This is a genomic window from Zavarzinia sp., assembly GCF_049306435.1.
GTDB lineage: Bacteria > Pseudomonadota > Alphaproteobacteria > Zavarziniales > Zavarziniaceae > Zavarzinia.
The window spans coordinates 1-17,527 of sequence record NZ_JBAQRT010000068.1; the positions used below are offsets into that span (position 1 = coordinate 1).

The 17,527-nt window shown below is 66.7% G+C and carries 14 protein-coding genes; 10 read left to right on the forward strand and 4 right to left on the reverse strand.

The features are described 5' to 3' along the window. From WAZ62_RS03480 to WAZ62_RS03510, 7 genes are all read left to right on the forward strand, one after another. Positions 1–195 (forward strand): hypothetical protein (locus WAZ62_RS03480; protein ID WP_422642142.1); only part of this gene is annotated, 195 nt, incomplete at its 5' end. A gap of 11 nt (positions 196–206) precedes the next feature. Continuing rightward, the gene (locus tag WAZ62_RS03485; protein ID WP_422642143.1) at positions 207–641 is read left to right on the forward strand and encodes an acetone carboxylase subunit gamma; all 435 of its coding nucleotides are present in this window, start codon (positions 207–209) and stop codon (positions 639–641) included. Between the two features lie 5 nt (positions 642–646). After that, positions 647–2,782: a hydantoinase/oxoprolinase family protein gene (locus tag WAZ62_RS03490; RefSeq protein ID WP_422642144.1), complete on the forward strand. Its 2,136-nt coding sequence runs from the start codon at positions 647–649 to the stop codon at positions 2,780–2,782. An 18-nt stretch (positions 2,783–2,800) separates the two neighbouring features. Continuing rightward, positions 2,801–5,071: a hydantoinase B/oxoprolinase family protein gene (locus WAZ62_RS03495; RefSeq protein ID WP_422642145.1), complete on the forward strand. Its 2,271-nt coding sequence runs from the start codon at positions 2,801–2,803 to the stop codon at positions 5,069–5,071. Between the two features lie 4 nt (positions 5,072–5,075). Beyond that, a complete protein-coding gene (locus tag WAZ62_RS03500; protein WP_422642146.1) occupies positions 5,076–5,888 on the forward strand; it encodes a hypothetical protein in 813 nt (270 codons plus the stop codon). Positions 5,889–5,902: 14 nt separating this feature from the next. Then, the gene (locus WAZ62_RS03505) at positions 5,903–7,909 is read left to right on the forward strand and encodes an acetoacetate--CoA ligase (protein WP_422642147.1); all 2,007 of its coding nucleotides are present in this window, start codon (positions 5,903–5,905) and stop codon (positions 7,907–7,909) included. Between the two features lie 211 nt (positions 7,910–8,120). Continuing rightward, the gene (locus WAZ62_RS03510; protein ID WP_422642148.1) at positions 8,121–10,847 is read left to right on the forward strand and encodes a LuxR C-terminal-related transcriptional regulator; all 2,727 of its coding nucleotides are present in this window, start codon (positions 8,121–8,123) and stop codon (positions 10,845–10,847) included. 6 nt (positions 10,848–10,853) lie between these two features. Here the strand turns inward: WAZ62_RS03510 and WAZ62_RS03515 are convergent, their stop codons facing one another. Next, entirely contained in the window at positions 10,854–11,663 is an 810-nt protein-coding gene (locus tag WAZ62_RS03515; RefSeq protein ID WP_422642149.1) for a glucose 1-dehydrogenase, read from the reverse strand. Between the two features lie 144 nt (positions 11,664–11,807). On the opposite strand from WAZ62_RS03515, the gene WAZ62_RS03520 reads away from it, so the two are divergent. Further along, positions 11,808–12,272: a DUF3237 domain-containing protein gene (locus WAZ62_RS03520; protein ID WP_422642150.1), complete on the forward strand. Its 465-nt coding sequence runs from the start codon at positions 11,808–11,810 to the stop codon at positions 12,270–12,272. 46 nt (positions 12,273–12,318) lie between these two features. Here WAZ62_RS03520 and WAZ62_RS03525 read toward each other — a convergent pair whose 3' ends face one another. From WAZ62_RS03525 to WAZ62_RS03535, 3 genes are all read right to left on the reverse strand, one after another. Next, on the reverse strand, positions 12,319–13,368 hold the full coding sequence (locus tag WAZ62_RS03525) for an NADP-dependent oxidoreductase (RefSeq protein WP_422642151.1): 1,050 nt from the start codon (positions 13,366–13,368) through the stop codon (positions 12,319–12,321). A 97-nt stretch (positions 13,369–13,465) separates the two neighbouring features. Continuing rightward, positions 13,466–14,746 (reverse strand): ATP-binding protein, encoded by a 1,281-nt coding sequence (locus WAZ62_RS03530; protein ID WP_422642152.1) that lies wholly within the window; start codon positions 14,744–14,746, stop codon positions 13,466–13,468. Further along, entirely contained in the window at positions 14,743–15,426 is a 684-nt protein-coding gene (locus WAZ62_RS03535; protein WP_422642153.1) for a response regulator, read from the reverse strand. The genes WAZ62_RS03530 and WAZ62_RS03535 overlap by 4 nt, the downstream gene beginning before the upstream one ends. A 167-nt stretch (positions 15,427–15,593) precedes the next feature. Between WAZ62_RS03535 and WAZ62_RS03540 the strand changes: the two genes are divergently transcribed. Continuing rightward, positions 15,594–16,793: an efflux RND transporter periplasmic adaptor subunit gene (locus WAZ62_RS03540; protein WP_422642154.1), complete on the forward strand. Its 1,200-nt coding sequence runs from the start codon at positions 15,594–15,596 to the stop codon at positions 16,791–16,793. A gap of 2 nt (positions 16,794–16,795) precedes the next feature. After that, a partial coding sequence (locus tag WAZ62_RS03545; RefSeq protein WP_422642155.1) for an ATP-binding cassette domain-containing protein occupies positions 16,796–17,527 on the forward strand: 732 nt, incomplete at its 3' end.

The following is a 17,527-nucleotide window of genomic DNA, read 5'->3' on the forward strand; positions in this document are numbered from 1 at the left end:
GGCCAGCGCCGCCTGACGGTGCCGGGCGAAGGCGAGGTCAGCCTTGCCGTGCACCGGCTGGAAGACCAGCCGGCGGGCGCGACGGCGGCCGGTCCCTGCATTCTCGAAGAAGCCTTCTTCACGGCCCGCATCGGCCGGGGCTGGCGGTTCAGCGTGAACTCCAACCGCGACACCCTGCTCGCCCGCGACCACTGAGGAGACGTTACGTGAAAGTCCTCGTTACCGAATATCTTCGCCTCGACCTCGCGGCCGAGAAATGGGAATGCCGCCGCTGCGATCACGAGATCGCCGGCGCGCGCGAGAATTACAAGACCGGCCTTCTGATCCACGACCGCGAGCCGTCCGAGATCCACAAGCCGATGCTGGACCCGAAGCGTTACGGCTTCACCTTCGCGCCCAACCCGCGCTGGTGCCGCATTCTCGAATATTACTGCCCGTCCTGCGGCACGCTGGTCGAGACCGAATATACCGTGCCGGGCCATCCGCCCACCCATGACATCGAATTCGACATCGACGCCCTCAAGGCGCAATGGGCGGGCCGCAAGCCCGTCATCGAACGTACCCCGGGCAAGGACCTGCCCCGGCCCGAGGGTCACCACCATCATCATCACCACCACGATCACGAAGCGGCGAAGGGCTGAACCAGATGAAGCGCGTTTCTGTCGATATCGGCGGCACCTTCACCGATTGCTTCGTCATCTGGGGTGACCGCTACGTCCAATCCAAGGCCCTGACCACCAAGCATAATCTCGCCCTCGGCTTCAACGAGGCGCTGGATTACGCCTGCCGCGAAGTCGGCACCTCGCGCGAGCAGATGCTGGCCGAGGTGGATTCGGTCCGCTACGCCACCACCCTCGGCACCAATGCCCTGATCGAGCGGCGTGGGCCCCGCATCGGCCTCATCACCACGGCGGGCTTCAAGTCGACCGTGCCGCTGGCCCGGGGCCGGGGCTATGGCGAAGGCCTCTCCATGGAGGAACAGCAGGACATTCCGAACGCGCGGCGGCCCGAGCCGATCGTGCCGATCGAGATGATCCGCATCGTGCGCGAGCGCATCGATTACAAGGGCGAAGTGCTGATCGAGCTGGACGAGGACGATCTGCGCCGCCAGATCCGCGACCTCGTCGATGCCGGCGCGGAAGCCCTGGTGGTCGCCTTCACCAATTCCGTGGTCAATCCGGTGCACGAGCTGCGCGTCCAGGACATCTTCGTCGAGGATTATCCCGAACACATGCTGGGCGCCGTGCCGCTGCTGCTGTCGCATCAGGTCGCGGGGCGCAAGGGCGAATATGTCCGCTCCATGTCGACGATCATGGACGCTTTCCTGCACAAGGTGATGTATTTCGGCCTGTCCTCGCTCGAGCGCAACCTGCGCGCCTCGGGTTACGTCAAGCCGATGCTGGTCGTGCATAATTCGGGCGGCATGGCGCAGCTGAATTCGACCGACGCGCTGCAGACCGTGCATTCCGGCCCGGTCTCGGGCATCGCAGCCGCCGAACATCTGGCGAAATGCGCCAAGCTCGGCAATGTCGTCGCCACCGACATGGGCGGCACCTCCTATGACATCGGCCTCGTCGTCGACGGCGGGGTGAAATTCTACGACTTTCAGCCGACGATCGAGCGCTGGCTGGTCTCCGTGCCCATGGTCCATCTGGCGACGCTCGGCTCCGGCGGCGGCTCCATCGCCCAGCACAATCGCATGTACAACACCGTTCAATGCGGGCCGACCAGCGCCGGTTCCGACCCCGGCCCCGCCTGCTACGACCGCGGCGGCATGAAGCCGACGGTGACCGACGCCGACCTGCTGCTCGGCTATCTCGATCCGGCCAATTATGCCAACGGTTACATCAAGTTGAATCCCCGCCGCGCCCGTCAGGTGATCGAGGACCAGCTGTGCGACCCGATGGATCTCGATCTGATCGAGGCGGCCAAGCTGATCAAGCGTACCGTCGACCTCGACATGGCGAATGGCGTCGCGACGGAACTTCGCACCTTCGGTTACGAGCCGAGCGAATTCACCCTGCTGACCTATGGCGGCAACGGCCCGCTTCATGCCTGCGGCATCGCGCGGGGTCTCGGCATCGGGCGCATCCTGGCGCCGCCCTTCGCCTCGGTCTTCTCGGCCTGCGGCGCGGGCAACCTGTCCCAGCTGCATATCCACGAAATGTCGACCTTCACCGTGCTGTTCGACAGCATGACGAAGCAGCTCTTCACCGATTTCGCGAAATTCAACGCGATGGTCGAGGAGCTGGAGCGCCGGGGCCGCGAGGACCTGCTGCGCCAGGGAATGCCGGTCGAAAAGATCGGCTATCGCCTCGAACTCGACATGCGTTACGGCAACCAGCGGGTCCAGACCACCGTGGTCACCGACATGACCCGGCTGGAGACCCTGGCCGACGTGGTGAAACTGATCAATCAGTTCCACACCTCCTACGGCGATCGCTTCGGCGAGGGCAGCCAGGCGGCGGAAGCGGGCGTGCGCATCAACACGATCCGCGTCTGTTCCTTCGTCGAGCTTGACGCGGTCGACTTCTCCGACATCCACCCGGGCCAGAAGCGCGTGCCCGCCCCGGCCCCGGTGGGTAGCCGCAAGTGTCACTTCATCGATCACGACGGCGCCGTCGAGACGGCGGTCTATGACGCCGCCGCCCTCGAACACGGCGTCGTCATCGACGGCCCGGCGGTGATCACCACCAGTCACACCACCTATCTGGTCGAACCCGGCTGGCGCTTCGAGGCCGCGGCCCAGGGCGCGGCCTGGTTCACCCGCATCGACGCCTGACGAATAAGGAGTGCAACCATGAACGTCATGCCCGGGATTGCCACCCTCAGCGTCGGCGAACGCAAGCTGCTGCAGGATTTCGTCGACGAGCATCAGCTCTTCTACGGCCCCGACCCCGCGATCATGCGCAACCACAAGCTGGAGCCGCGCACCGCCGCCGAGGACGCGGCGATGAAGAAGCACGACGACCCGCACCTCCTGAACCAGGTGCGTGGCCGCGTCATCTCGGCCCTGTCCGAGAGTTTCCGCATGGTCGAACAGATGGGCGCCGCCCCCGGCGCCAAATGGGGCGATCTCGTCACCGCCATCTTCTCGGCGAGCGGCGACCTGTCGGAAATCTCGCCCGCCGGCATCGTCACCTTCGCCGGCGTCTGCCAGTATCCGATCAAGTTCGTGAACAAATACTGGACCCACGATCCCACGGTCGGCGTCCGCCACGGCGATGGCTTCATCCATAACGACTCGCGTTACGGCGGCATCCACAACACCGACCAGTCGATGATGATGCCCGTGTTCCACGAGGGCGAGCTGGTATGCTGGGTCTCCTCGACCATCCACGAGGGCGAGAACGGCGCGATCGAGCCGGGCGGAATGCCGGCCAAGGCGGAATCCCGCTTCGACGAAGGGCTGAAGATGAGCCCCTTCCGCATCGTCGAGGATTTCCAGGTCAAGCGCGACATCCTCACCTTCCTGCAGAATTCGGTGCGCGATCCGAAGTTGCAGTTCGAGGACCTGAAGGTGAAGCTGCACGCCTGCCTGCGGCTGATGGATCGGGTGCGCGCGGTGATCGCGGAATTTGGCAAGGACGCGCTGGTCGCCTATCTTCGCCGTAATCTGGAAGATACCGAAGCCGAGGTGCATCGCCGCATCGCCGAATTGCCGGATGGAACGGTGCGCTTCAACACCTGGATCGACTCGACCCTGCGCGAGCCGGCCCTCCTCAAGGTCGCCTGCGCCGCGCGGGTGAAGGGCGACCGCATGACCATGGACTTCCGGGGCACCTCGCCCCAGCTGTCCAACCGTTCGGTCAATGCCGTCATGGGCTCGACCAAGGTCTGCTTCCTCACGGGCGTCCTGCAGAACATCTGGCCGGACCTGCCGCATAACCAGGGCGTTCTGGCCGCCTTCGATTTCGAGTCGGACGCCAATTCCCTGCTCGACGCCAACAATGACGCGCCCTGCGCCATGAGCCTGCTGCCCATGTTCAGGACGATCACCGTGGCGACGGTGTCCTTCCCGAAGTTCATCTATGGCCTACCGGATGGCGCCAAGGCGCGGGCGACCGTGACCCTCGCCGCGCAATACAACCAGCCCGCCACTTTCGTTTACGGCGGCCTGACCCAGCACATGGAAGTGACGGGCAATTTCTGCGCCGACATCAACGGCAACGGCCAGGGCGCGCGCGAGAACCGGGATGGCGAGCACGGCGTCTCGCCGCTGTTCGGCTTCATGTGCGACACCGGCGAATACGAACTGGCGGAAGAAGAGCTGCCCATGGTCCGGCTGATCGCCCAGCATCTGGCGACCGACCGGGTGGGCTGGGGCAAATATCGCGGCGGCCTCGGCTACGAACAGATGGTGACGGCGCGCGGCACCTCGATGTGGGGCTTCATGACCGGCCAGTCCGGCTCGTGGTTCTGCTCGGCCCCCGGGCTCTTCGGCGGTTACAGCTGCCCGGCCTATCCGATCGCCAAGGTGAAGGACGCCAATGTCTTCGACTGGTTCAAGGAAAAGGGCAATGCCGCCCGCTTCCCCTATGACATCGTCGAGCTGATGAACGAGCGGCCGATCGAGAGCGGGCGTTATGTCACGGCGGATGCCGGCATGACCTTCGAGATGGTGCAGGAAGGCGAGATCTACATGATCTGCCAGGGCGCCGGCGGCGGTTACGGCGACGTCCTGGAGCGCGATCCGGCGGCGGTGATGAAGGACCTGAGCGAGGACCTGATCAGTCACGAAAGCGCCCGCGATATCTATCATGTCGTCTACGACAGGCGCACCCTGATCGTCGACGCGGCGGGCACGAGGGCGGCGCGGGATGCCGAGCGGGCGGCCCGCAAGGCTCGGGGCAAGCCTTACGCCGAATTCGTCCGCGACTGGGTGACCGAGGCCCCGGCCGAAGACCTGCCCTACTTCGGCTCGTGGGGTGATACCGGCCGCATCATCGCCGGCAGCGGCAAGACCCGGCAGGTGATGGACGCGGGCGCCATCCAGCCGGTGTTCATGCCCGACCCGCGCGAGCTGCGCATCGCGGCGCTGGAAGCCCGCGTCGCCGAGCTCGAGGGCTGAGGGCATGGGGGCGTTTCGCGATCTCCTGATGCGGGGCGGAAGGCGGCCGCGCTGGCTCGACCACACCGATTATTGCGGACGCCTGCTCGCGGCCGGCGGCATTCCCTTCGGGGATGTCGCCCGCTTCATCGACTGGCACCGCAAGGCGCAAGGCCTGCTGCGGCCCGACGTGGCGGCCCTGCCCCTCGTGCCGCTGCTCGACTTCTGGCTGGCGGGGCATGGCGACCTGGTGTCGGCGATGGCGGGGCGCAGGCGCCTGCTCTATCCCCTGAAGGTGCTGCTGGCGGATGAGGACCTGCGGGCTCACATCCGCGCCCTGCTCGAAGGGCTGCGGCTGACCTATGGCGGTCAGCCGCTGGCCTTCGTGGTGCCCAGCCCCCGGGCCTTCATCCTCTATGCCGCCGGGAAGGCGGGGTTTTCCGGCGACGACGAGGTGACGCTCGACGATGTCGATAGCGCCGCCATGTATATGGCCGATTTCCTGCGTGCCTTCGGCGATACCGGGATCGACGTCCTCCTGATGGAGGAAGCGCCGGGTGTCGTCGCGGGTGACGAGGATCTGGCCGCCTGTCAGGCGGTGCTGAACATCGCCGGTCACTATCGCTGGGATGTCGGCCTCCGCCTCGACGACGGGGCCGAGCTGGCCGCCGTCGATTTCGTCATCGCGCCTGGCGGCCCCGCCACCGGCCTTCAGCTGCCGCAGGCCTATTGGCGGGGCGAGGTCCCGGCGACCGAGGGCGGACAATTCATCTACGCGCGCATTCCGCCGGATGCCGAGCCGGAGGCCGTGCTCGGCCGTCTGGCGGCCCTGGCCTGAAAGGATTTCGAGACGTGACAACCGTGAAGGAAGGCGAACTCCTGTGGACCCCGACGAAGGACTTCGTCGAGCGCTCCAACGTCACCCAGTTCCTGACCTGGCTGCGCGACCGGCGGGGCCTGAACCTCGCCGATTACGACGCCCTGTGGCGCTGGTCGGTGACGGAGATCGAAGCCTTCTGGGCGGCCCTGTGGGATTACTTCGAGGTTCAGTCCTCCACCCCCTATCGCCAGGTGGTCGATCGCCGGGCGATGGGGCCGGGGGTGCGCTGGTTCGAAGGCTCCCGGGTCAATTTCGCCGAACACATGCTGCGCTATGAAGGCAATGTGGACGAGCCGGCCTTCTATCACCTGTCGGAAACGCGCCCGCTGGCCAGCCTGTCGCGCCGCGATCTCGGCGCCCAGGTGCGCATCCTCGCGACCCAGCTGCGCGCGCTCGGCGTCGGGCCGGGCGACCGGGTGGTGTCCTACATGCCCAATATCGTCGAGACCGCGGTCGCCATGCTGGCGACGGTGGCGATCGGCGCGGTGTGGTCCAGCGCGGCGCCCGAATTCGGCGTGAAGACGGTGATCGAGCGCTTCTCGCAGATCGAGCCCAAGGTCCTGTTCGCGGCAGACGGCTATCGCTTCGGCGGCAAGGATTTCGACCGTCTGGAAGAAACCCGTTCGATCATCGCCGCCCTGCCCTCGCTGAAGACCGTGGTCTGGCTGCCCTATCTGCGGCCGGGGGTGGAGGCGCCGCCGGTGCCCGATGCCGTGCTGTGGCGCGAGCTGATGGACCATTCGCCGGTGCCCGGCCATCTCTTTTCCTACGAGCGGGTGGCCCATGATCATCCGCTGTGGGTCGTCTTCTCCTCCGGCACCACCGGGCTCCCGAAGGCGATCGTGCACAGCCATGTCGGCGCCCTGATGGAGATGATGAAACTCGCCCATTTCCATCTGAACCTGAAGCCGGGCGGCGTCATCTTCTTCTATACGACGACGGGCTGGGTGATGTGGAACATCATCCTCGCCGGTCTCCTCATGGGCTCGGCCGTCGTCCTTTACGACGGCAGCCCGGTCCATCCCGGGCCGGATGTCCTGTGGCAGATGGCGGCGGAGACGGGCGCCACCTGCTTCGGCGCCAGCCCGACCTATATCCAGATCCTGGAGCGGAACGGCATCGAGCCGGGGCGGGATTTCGACCTGTCGCGTCTCGAATCCATCCTGCTCGGCGGCTCGCCCGCGACGCCGGAGAATTTCGCCTGGTTCTACGACAAGGTGAAACGCGATCTCTGGGTCACCTCGCAGAGCGGCGGCACCGAAATCGCCTCGGGCTTCGTCGGCGCCTCGCCCACCCTGCCGGTCCATGCCGGCGAGATCCAGACCCGGATGCTGGGCATGGATGTCCGCGCCTGGACCGACGATGGACGGGAAGTGACCGGCGAGGTCGGCGAACTCGTGGTAACCTCTCCCTTCCCGTCGATGCCGGTCTATTTCTGGAACGACAAGGCCGACAAGCGCTACCGCGAATCCTATTTCGAGGTCTTCGAGGGCGTCTGGCGTCACGGCGATTTCATCAAGATCAACGAGCGCGGCGGCTGTTACATCTATGGCCGCTCGGACTCGACCCTGAACCGCTACGGCGTCCGCATCGGCACGGCCGAGATCTACCGCGCAGTCGAACAGGTCGACGGCGTGCTCGACAGCATCATCGTCTGCTGCGAACTGCCGGGCGGCAATTTCTACATGCCGCTGTTCGTGAAACTGAAGCCGGGCCGGGTGCTGGACGAAGCGATGCGGAAGGCGATCAACGGCAAGCTCCGTCTCGATTGCAGCCCGCGCCATGTCCCGGACGAGATCCATCAGGTGCCGGACGTGCCCTATACGCTGACCGGCAAGAAGCTGGAGGTGCCCTTGCGCAAGATCCTGATGGGCTGGGCGCCCGAGAAGGCGGCGAGCCGGGATGCCATGGCCAATCCGCCGGCCCTCGACTGGTACATCGGCTTCGCCGATCTGCGGAAGGATACGGCTGTCGCCTAATTGGGAATAAGTTCTATGGCAGCAAGTCTCACATCTTGCATAATCTGGGGCGAACGGTAGGGAGGAAAGCCGGAAAATCCGGCGAAAAGGCAACCAAATGGATGCCATGCCGTTCGGGGCGCAATAATAACGAGAACCGAAGCTACTTCGGATTGGTGCCACGATGCTGGTCAGAACCAAATTTCTGCCGCCAAGTTTGTTGACCAATCTTGTGCGTCGCAAAAACCTGGAAGATTACTTCGAGAATCTTCCGGCCCATACGGTGACGCTGGTGCGCGCGCCAGCCGGCTTCGGCAAGACCACCTTGCTGGCCGACTGGCGCAAACGCCTGCTGATGGATGGCGGCAAGATCGCCTGGCTCAGCCTCGACGAGCACGACAACGAGCCGTCGCAATTCCTCTCCTACCTGCTTGGCGCCCTCGACCAGGCTTTCGAGGGCGACCGCCAGGGGGCGACATCCTTCCTCTCGGCCTCGGGCAATCTGGCGCCGTTCCAGGTCGCGGGCTTCATCGTCAACGAGGTCCAGCAACTCAGCGACGATATCTATATCTTCCTCGACGACGTGCACGAGCTGAACTCGGCGCCCGCCCTGTCGATCCTCTACGACCTGTTCCATTACGCCCCGCCCAACCTGCATTTCGTGCTGGCGGGACGTCCGGCGACATGGCTCGGCCTGTCGCGGCTGAAGGTGCAGGGCCGGGTGCAGGAAACCGGCATCGGCGAGATGCGTTTCGACATCGCCGAGGCGATCGAATTCTTTCGCCTGCGCGGCCACGACCTGTTGCGTCTCACCGATATCGACACGCTGAACCAGGCGACGGAAGGCTGGGTCGCCGGCCTCTGTCTCGCCAGCCAGTCGCTGGCGCGCAAGCGCAATGTCTCGGAATTCGTCGAGACCTTCTGCGGCGAGACCAAGGAAATCACCGATTACATCCGCGAGACCGTATTCCGCCCGATCGACGAGGAGGACCGCCGCTGGCTGGTGCGGATCTCCGTCGTCTCGCGCTTCTGCCCCGCGCTGTGCGACGAAATGCTGGCGACGACGGAATCCGCCGCGCGCATCCGCCGCCTCGTGGAGGAAGTGCCCTTCATCATCCCCCTCGAAGGGACGGAAGGCTGGGCCCGGCTGCACCCTCTGCTCCGCGAATTCCTGGCGGGCGAGGTCCAGCTTCTGCCGGCCGAGGAATTGACCGGCTTGCATCGCCGCGCCGCGCGCTGGTTCACCTCGCGCGGGGAAGTGTCCGAGGCGATCCATCATGCGATCGAGGAAGGCAACGCGGCCTGGGCGGTGGAGCTGATCGCGCAGCAGTCGCGGCGCCTCGTCGAGACGGCGCAGATCCTCCTCCTGATGAGCTGGTACGAACGCCTGCCCAAGGTCCTGTTCGAGGAAAGGCTGGATCTGTCGGTCGATGTCGCCTGGGCGCTGACCCTTTCGATGCGCATGGACGAGGCGATGGAAACCATCGCCGAGGTCGAGGCGGCGCTGGCCCGGCGCGAAGTGCCGGACAGGAAGGTCGAGATGGAGCTGCAGGCCCTGAAGGCGGCGTTCTTCACGCTGAACGACCACACGGCCGAAGGGCTGCGCCAGGCCGAGCAATGGCTGGCGCAGGGCCCGCGCGACGATCAGTTCAAGATCGGCGCCCTCGCCAATGTCGTCACCTACAACAAGCTGCTGGCGGGCGAACATGACGCCGCGCTCGAGGCGCAAGTCATGGGCGAAAGCTGGACCGCGCCCGAGCGCAGCCGCTTCACCATGATCTACGCCGGCTGCGTCACCGGCGCCGTCCATGAACAGCGCGGCGATTTCGACAAGGCGATCGAGTCTTACGAGGAGGCGCTTCGCCTCGGCGAGGAAGCGGGCGGGCGCCGTTCGGTGCCCGCCAGCATGCCGGCCTCCTGTCTCGCGGGCCTCCTTCATGATCTCGACGATCCGCTGGCGGCGCAGAAACTGCTGGCCGGGCGCTTCGATATCGTCTGTTCCCGCACGCCGCCCACTTTCTCGTGGCGGGGGCCGATCTCCCTCGTCCGCCTTCACGCGGCCGAAGGTGACATGAAGCGGGCGATGGAGCGGCTGGACCGGCTGGAGGCGGTGACCAATCGGCTGAACTTCACCCGGGTCGTCGCCGCCTGCGTGGTGCAGCGGCTGCATTTCGCGCTGCAATCCAACGATTGGCGCCAGGTCCGCCACCTGCTGAACCGGCTGGAGGGTCTGCGTCAGGTGGAGGACCCGGCCCATGGCCGCACCGCGACCACCGTGACCAACGAGATCATCCGTCTCGGCGAGGCGCGGGCCGATATCATGCTGGGCGAGGCGCGCCGCAGCCTCGACTATCTCGAAACCTATGTCGCCGACGCGGAAACCATGGGCCGCTTCGGCGATACCATCGGTGGCCTCATCCTGCTGGCCGCCGCGCAATGGGCGACCGGCGATCACGGCGGCGCCATCGCCAGCTTCCGTCAGGCCCTGGCCTCGGCCCTGCCCCGCCGCTTCCTGCGTGTATTCCGGGATCAGCGGCTCTATCTCCAGCCCCTGTTGAAGGGATTGTCGTCCAGCCCGGCCCTGACGGAACTGCCGGCGGCGAAACAGGCCTTCATCGCCGAACTTCTGACCGGCAACCGCGAGCCGCAGGGTCAGCGCCGGGCCGAAGTCGTCAGTTTCGCCGACGCGGGCAAGCCGCCGGCGCGGGTCCAGCCCGCCCATATGCTGGCGACGCGGGAAGAAGCCCCGCCCGACCAGACGCTGTACCAGCAACTGACGGGGCGGGAGCGGGAAGTCCTCGGCTGCATGGCGGAAGGTCTGACCAACAAGGAAATCGCCGGTGCCCTGACCATCACGCCGGAAACGGTGAAATGGTACGTGAAACAGATCTTCATCAAGCTGGGCGCCAACACGCGGACCCAGGCCGTGCGCCAGGCACGGCGGGCCCGCGTGCTGTGACCCGGATCAGCCGTTGGCGAAGCCGCCATCGACCGAAAGCTCGGCCCCGGTGACCCAGCGCGCGGCATCGCTGGCGAGATAGAGCGCGGCCTCGGCGATATCCGACGGCCTGCCTTCGCCCAGCGGCTGGCGGGCGGCGAATTGGGCGGCGACCGTCGTCTCGTCCGGGCCGAGGCCGGCGGCGACGAAATGGCCGAGCAGGGCCGTGCCCATGTCGGTCGCGATCAGGCCGGGGTGCAGCGAATTCACCCTGATACCGTAACCAAGGGCGGCGCATTCCATGGCGACCGCCTTGGTCATCAGCCGCACCGCGCCCTTCGAGGCGCAATAGGCGGTGACGCCGGGAAAACCGCGCAGGCCCGCGATCGACGACAGGTTGACGATGGCGCCGCCCCTGCCGGCGCGACCGCCCGGCTTCATGGCGGTGATGGCCGCGCGCATTCCAAGGAAGGTGCCGGTCGAGTTCACCCGCATCACCCGCTCGAAAATCTCGGGCGTCGTGTCCTCGATCCTGTGCACGACCTCGATCCCGGCGTTGTTGACCAGAATGTCGAGGCCGCCGGCCTCGGCGATGGTCGCGTCGACGGCTGCATTCCAGTCGGCTTCCAGGGTCACGTCATGGCGCCGGAAAAAGGCCGTGATCCCGGCGGACTTCAGCCCGTCAACGGTGGCGCGGCCCTCGGCTTCCAGAACATCGGTCACCATGATGGTGGCACCCGCCGCGCCCATGACGCGCGCGGTCTCGGCGCCCAGGCCGCGGGCCGCCCCGGTGATCAACGCGACCTTGCCATCGAGGCGGTGGGGGTTGGCGGTCATGGTCTCTCTCCCTTTGTGCTTGTGGTGCCTTGTTTGCCGGCCCTTTCATCTTCGCCTGTTTCGCCTGCCCGGCGCCCCCCGAGGACGGGGGGTGTCGCCCCTTTCCGAAAGGCCGACAGTCCAGCAAAACAAGGGGAGGCGCGCATGGCACCAGAGACCGAATTCCTGTTCACGACCCATATCAATCTGCAGCCGGCGATCGACGGCGGCCCGACCCCGGCCGGCCACAGGCTGACGGTCTATGTCACGGGCGGCAGCTTCGAGGGGCCGGGCTTTCGCGGCAAGGTGCTGCCCGGCGGCGGCGATTGGCTGAGCCTGCGCGCCGACGGCTCGGGGGCGATCGATGTCCGCATCTGGCTGGAAACCGACGATGGCGCGCGGATCTATGTGACCTATGGCGGCCGGCTGGTGGTGCCGCCCGAATTGCTGGCCCAGGCGATGGATTTCGACAACGCCCAGGCGCTTGATCCCGCGCTCTATTACTTCCGCACCCAGCCGTTGTTCGAGACCGGGCACCCGAAGTATCAACACCTGAACAATCTGGTCACCATCGGTGTCGGACGGCTCGGCCATGGCGGCGTGACCTATGACGTCCATGTCGTGAAGTGAGGGGTTGCCCCGGCGGCGCTGCCCTGCCGCCGGGGCCTTGCGCCGATCAGGGCTCGGCGCCGATCCGCACCATCAGCTTGCCGCTATTGCCGCTGTGATACATCGAGCGCAGGGCGTCGACCGCGTGGTCCAGTCCTTCCGCGATGTCGAGGCGGAATTTCAGCTTGCCCTGCTGGAGCCAGGGAATCAGCTCGGCCCAGGCTTCCGCATAGCGATGGAAATAGTCGAGGACGACGAAACCCTCGATGCGCAGGCGCTTCATGATCACATTGTGGAACATCTTCGGTCCCGCCGCGCCGATGCCGCCGTTATAGGTCGAGATCAGGCCGCAGACGACGACGGTGCCATTCTGCGCCATATGGCTCAGGCTGGCGTCGAGGATGTCGCCGCCGACATTCTCGTAAAGCACATGGATGCCCTCGGGGGCGAGGCGGCGCAGGGCCTGTTCGACATTCTCGGCCTTGTAGTCGATGACGGCGTCGAGCCCGGCCTCGTCCTTCAGCCAGCCGCATTTCTCGGCGCCGCCGGCGATGCCGATGACGCGGCAACCCTTCAGTTTCGCGATCTGCGCGGCGCAGGAGCCGGCGGCCCCGGCGGCGGCGCTGACCACCACGGTCTGGCCGGGCTTCGGCCGGCCGACATCGAGAAGGCCGAACCAGGCGGTCGGCCCGGCGATGGCGAGAACGCCGAAGGCGAGCGGCAACGGAATGCCCGCCGGCCGGTCGAGGGCGGTCCAGCCCGCGCCGTCCGTCACCATGTAATCGGCCCAGAAACCGAGGCCCATGGCCAGTTGCCCGGGCTTGAAGGCGGGATTGCGGCTCTCCGTCACCTCGGCCAGCAGGAAGCCCAGCATGGGGGTGCCCAGCGCCACCGGGGGCATGTACATACCCTCGATATCCTCCATCCACAGCCGGTTGGTGGCGTCGAGCGAGAGGTAGATCGCCCGCATCAGCACCTGGCCCTCGGCCAGGGGGGCGATGGGCATGGTCTGCATCGACAGGCAGCTGTCCTCGATCTCGACCTCGGGCCGGCGGTCCAGCCGCCAGTAGCGGGCCGATGTCACATTGCCCGGCCCGATTTTCTTTGCCGCTTCCATGGTGTCTCCCCGCCTTGCCTGGTTCGCTTGGTCGCGCCAGTGCCCGGCATTGTCGCCGTGGACGGGCGGGCGCGTCCCCCCTGAATGGGCGGGTGGGTCAGGTGGGGCTGACCGGCAGTTCGATCCGCACCTCGAGGCCGCCGCCGGGCCGGTTGCGGCCCTCGATGGTGCCGCCGTGGGACAGCACGGCCCGCCGCGCGATGGCGAGGCCGAGGCCGAAGCCGCCCTGATGGGCACCGGCGCCGCGCACGAAGGCCTCGAACATATGGGCCAGATCGGCCTCGGCCATGCCCTTGCCCTGGTCGGCGACGGTAATGACGACCCGCTCCGGCCGGGGCGCGACATCGACGGCGATGGTGCTGCCGGCCGGGGCATGGCGGATCGCGTTGCGCAGGATGTTCTCCAGCGCCCGGCGCATCAGTTCGGCATCGCCGGCGATCACCACGTCTTCCACCTGGCCATCGTCGAGATTGCTGGCGATGGTCAGCCGCGCCGGCTCCGCCTCGAAGCGGGCATCGCCGATCACCGCGAGGACCAGACTGTTCAGGTCGAAATAATCGTCGGCCGGCGGCGTGCCGGCTTCCGCCCGGGCGAGGCTCAGCAATTCGCCGACCATGGCGTCGATACGCCGCGCCTCGTCCTCGATCCGGTGCAGCACGGCGTCGAACCGCTCGGGGTTCTGGCGGGCGAGACCGATCGAGACCTGCAGCCGGGCCAGCGGCGAGCGCAATTCATGCGAGACATCGTTCAGCAACTGGTCGCGCTGGCTGACCAGGGCCTCCAGCCGCTCGGCCATGGCGTCGAAATCCCGCGCCAGATCCGCGATCTCGTCGCGCCGCCGGCCCATGCGGGGCGCCAGCCGCACGCCGAGATCGCCGCCCGCGAGCGTCGCGAAACCGCCGCGCAGGCGGATGATCGGCCAGGTGAGATACCAGGCGAGGCCCGCGCTGAAGACAAGGCCGCCGATGATGCCGAGAAAGATCAGCGACGGCGGCACATCGAACGGGCCGGGCCGGATGCGGGGCGCGGGCGTCGCGTCATAACGCAGAGTCCAGCGGCTGCCATCGGCGGCGACCGCCTCCCGCGTCAGGGCATTCTCCGCCGGTGGCAGGGATGCCCCGGCCCCCCAGAGGCTGAAGCGGCTCCGGACTTCCGCCGGCCAGTCGGCCAGCAGCGCATCCAGCCCGGCGATCCCGCCTTCTTCCAGCGCGAAGACGGTGCCGGCCAGTTGCGTCTCGGCGACAAGGCGCGCCTGTTCCATGTCGTGTTCGCGGGGGGGCAGGTCCTGCAGCGTGAAGCTCAGCCAGACCCCCTCGATGATCAGGATGAAGGTGATCCAGAAGCCGATCAGGATCTTCCAGAACAGGCGCCGGGTCACGCCGCACCCCGCCCCAGCCGGTAACCGATGCCGCGCACGGTCTCGATATGCAGGGTCTCGCCCGCGGCGGCGGCCAGTTTCTGGCGCAGGTTGCTCATGTGGACATCGACGCTGCGGTCATAGGGCTGGCGCTTGCGGCCCAGCGCCTTTTCCGACAACTCGTCCTTGGTCGAGACCCGCTCGCCGGCCGCCAGCAGCATTTCGAGGAGGGCGAATTCTGAAGCGGTCAGGTCCAGGGGCTGCCCCTTCCATGCCGCCTCGTGACGACCGGGGGACAGGCTCAGGGCGTCGAGGCGCAGCGTGTCGTCCGCCGGGGCGGTGCCGCCGGTGCGCCGCAGGACGGCGCGCAGGCGGGCGACCAGTTCGCGCGGATAGCAGGGTTTGGGGATATAATCGTCGGCGCCCATCTCGAGGCCGATCACGCGCTCGATATCGTCACCCTTGGCGGTCAGCATGATGACCGGCACCCGGCTCTTCTCGCGCAGGCGGCGCAGCACTTCGATACCGCCGAGGCGGGGCATCATGACATCGAGGACGACGGCATCGTAATGGCCGGCCAGGGCCGCCTCCAGTCCCGCCTCGCCATTCAGGGCGACGGTGGCGGCGAAGCCTTCCGCGCCGAGATATTCGGTCAGCATGGCGGCCAGTTCGGCGTCGTCGTCGATCAGCAGGATGTGCACGGGCCCGTTTCCGTCTGCTTGCGCATGGCTGCAGACGATACGGGAACGCTGGCGACCGCAAGGGTCTTTGCACTTTCCTGACGATTGTCTGGCAAAGACTTGACCCAAGGCGGGCGGCTGGCGGTCTAGACTGCCCAGCCTGAACTTTCGTGTCTGCGAGCCCCGTCATGAGCCTTGCCCGTATTCTTCGCATCGTCGCCCTGGTGGCGTTGGCCGGCGCGGCGGTCTGGGGGGCGAAGCTGTGGCTCTATCCGGCCGAGACCGAGGCGCCCCGCTACCTGACGGCCGTCGCCGCGCGCAAGGACATCGAGCAGGTCGTGCTCGCCACCGGCACCCTCGAAGCCTTCAAGCAGGTCAGTGTCGGCGCCCAGGTTTCGGGCCAGATCAAATCCCTGAAGGTCGATTTCGGCAGCGTGGTGAAGGCTGGCGACCTGATCGCCGAAATCGATTCCAAGACCCAGGAAAACGACCTGAAGAACGCCGAAGCCCAGCTCGCCAATGTGAAGGCGCAGCGGACGGCCAAGGAAGCCGTGCTGAAACAGGCGGAACTGGCCTTCACCCGCCAGAAGAAGATGCTGGCCGCCGCCTCTGCCGCGCGCGAGGACTACGAGACGGCCGAGGCGACCCTGGCCGCGACCAGGGCCGAGATCGCGGCGCTCGACGCCCAGATCGATCAGGCCGACATCCAGGTCTCCACCGCCCGGCTGAACCTCGGCTACACGCGGATCGAGGCGCCGATCGACGGCACGGTGGTCGCCGTCGTGGTCGAGGAAGGCCAGACCGTCAATTCGAACCAGAGCACGCCGACCATCGTCAAGATCGCCCAGCTGGGCACGATGACGGTAAAGGCCGAAATCTCCGAGGCCGACATCATCAGGGTCAGCCCCGACCTGCCGGTCTATTTCACCATTCTCGGCGATGCCGATCACCGCTATGAGGCCCACCTCAGAATGATCGAGCCGGCGCCGACCTCGATCAATTCCGATACGACCAGCGTCTCGTCTTCCTCGTCGTCGTCCAGCACGACGTCGACCGCGATCTATTACAACGGCATCTTCGACGTGCCGAACGCGGACGGGCGTCTGCGCATCGACATGACGGCCCAGGTCTCGATCATGCTCGGCTCGGCCAAGGGCGCCGTCACCATCCCGACCACGGCCCTCGGCACCCGCGACGCGGATGGCGGCTACACGGTTCAGGTCGTCGATGCCGCCGGCAACCTCAGCCCGCGCAAGATCCATGTCGGCATCGAGGACGAGACCGATGTCGAGGTGAAGGATGGTCTCGCCGACGGCGAGACCGTGGTGCTGGGCGATTCCGCCGCCGGCACCTCGATGCAGATGCGTATGCCGCGGATGGGTCTCTGATCATGGCCGTGCCGCTTCTCCAACTTTCGGGCATCGGGCGAAGTTTCCCGGCCGGGGACGAGCCCATCACCGTCCTCCATGATGTTGACCTCGTGGTCGAACGGGGCGAGATGCTGGCCATCATCGGCGCCTCGGGCTCGGGCAAATCGACCCTGATGAATATCCTCGGCTGTCTCGACCGGCCGAGCACGGGGACCTACCGCGTCAACGGGCGCGAGACCGCCAGTCTCGATGCCGACGAACTCGCCCATCTGCGGCGGGAATATTTCGGCTTCATCTTTCAGCGCTATCATCTGCTGACCGATCTCGATGCCGTCGCCAATGTCGAGGTGCCGGCGGTCTATGCCGGCGAGCCGCGCGGCGAGCGTCATCGCCGGGCCGCCGAACTGCTTACGCGGCTTGGCCTCGCCGACCGCCTGACCCATCGCCCCGGCCAATTGTCGGGCGGCCAGCAACAGCGCGTCAGCGTCGCCCGCGCGCTGATGAACGGCGGTCAGGTGATCCTGGCCGACGAGCCGACCGGCGCCCTCGACAGCCACAGCGGCCAGGCCATGCTCGGCCTCCTGCGCGAGCTGCATGGCCAGGGCCATACCGTCATCATCGTCACCCATGACGCCGCGGTCGCCGAAATCGCCGACCGCCGCATCGAGATACGTGACGGCGCCATCGTCAGCGACCAGCGTCGAACCCCCCCGGTCGACTCGGGCTCCGCTGGCGTAGTGCGGGAAGCGACC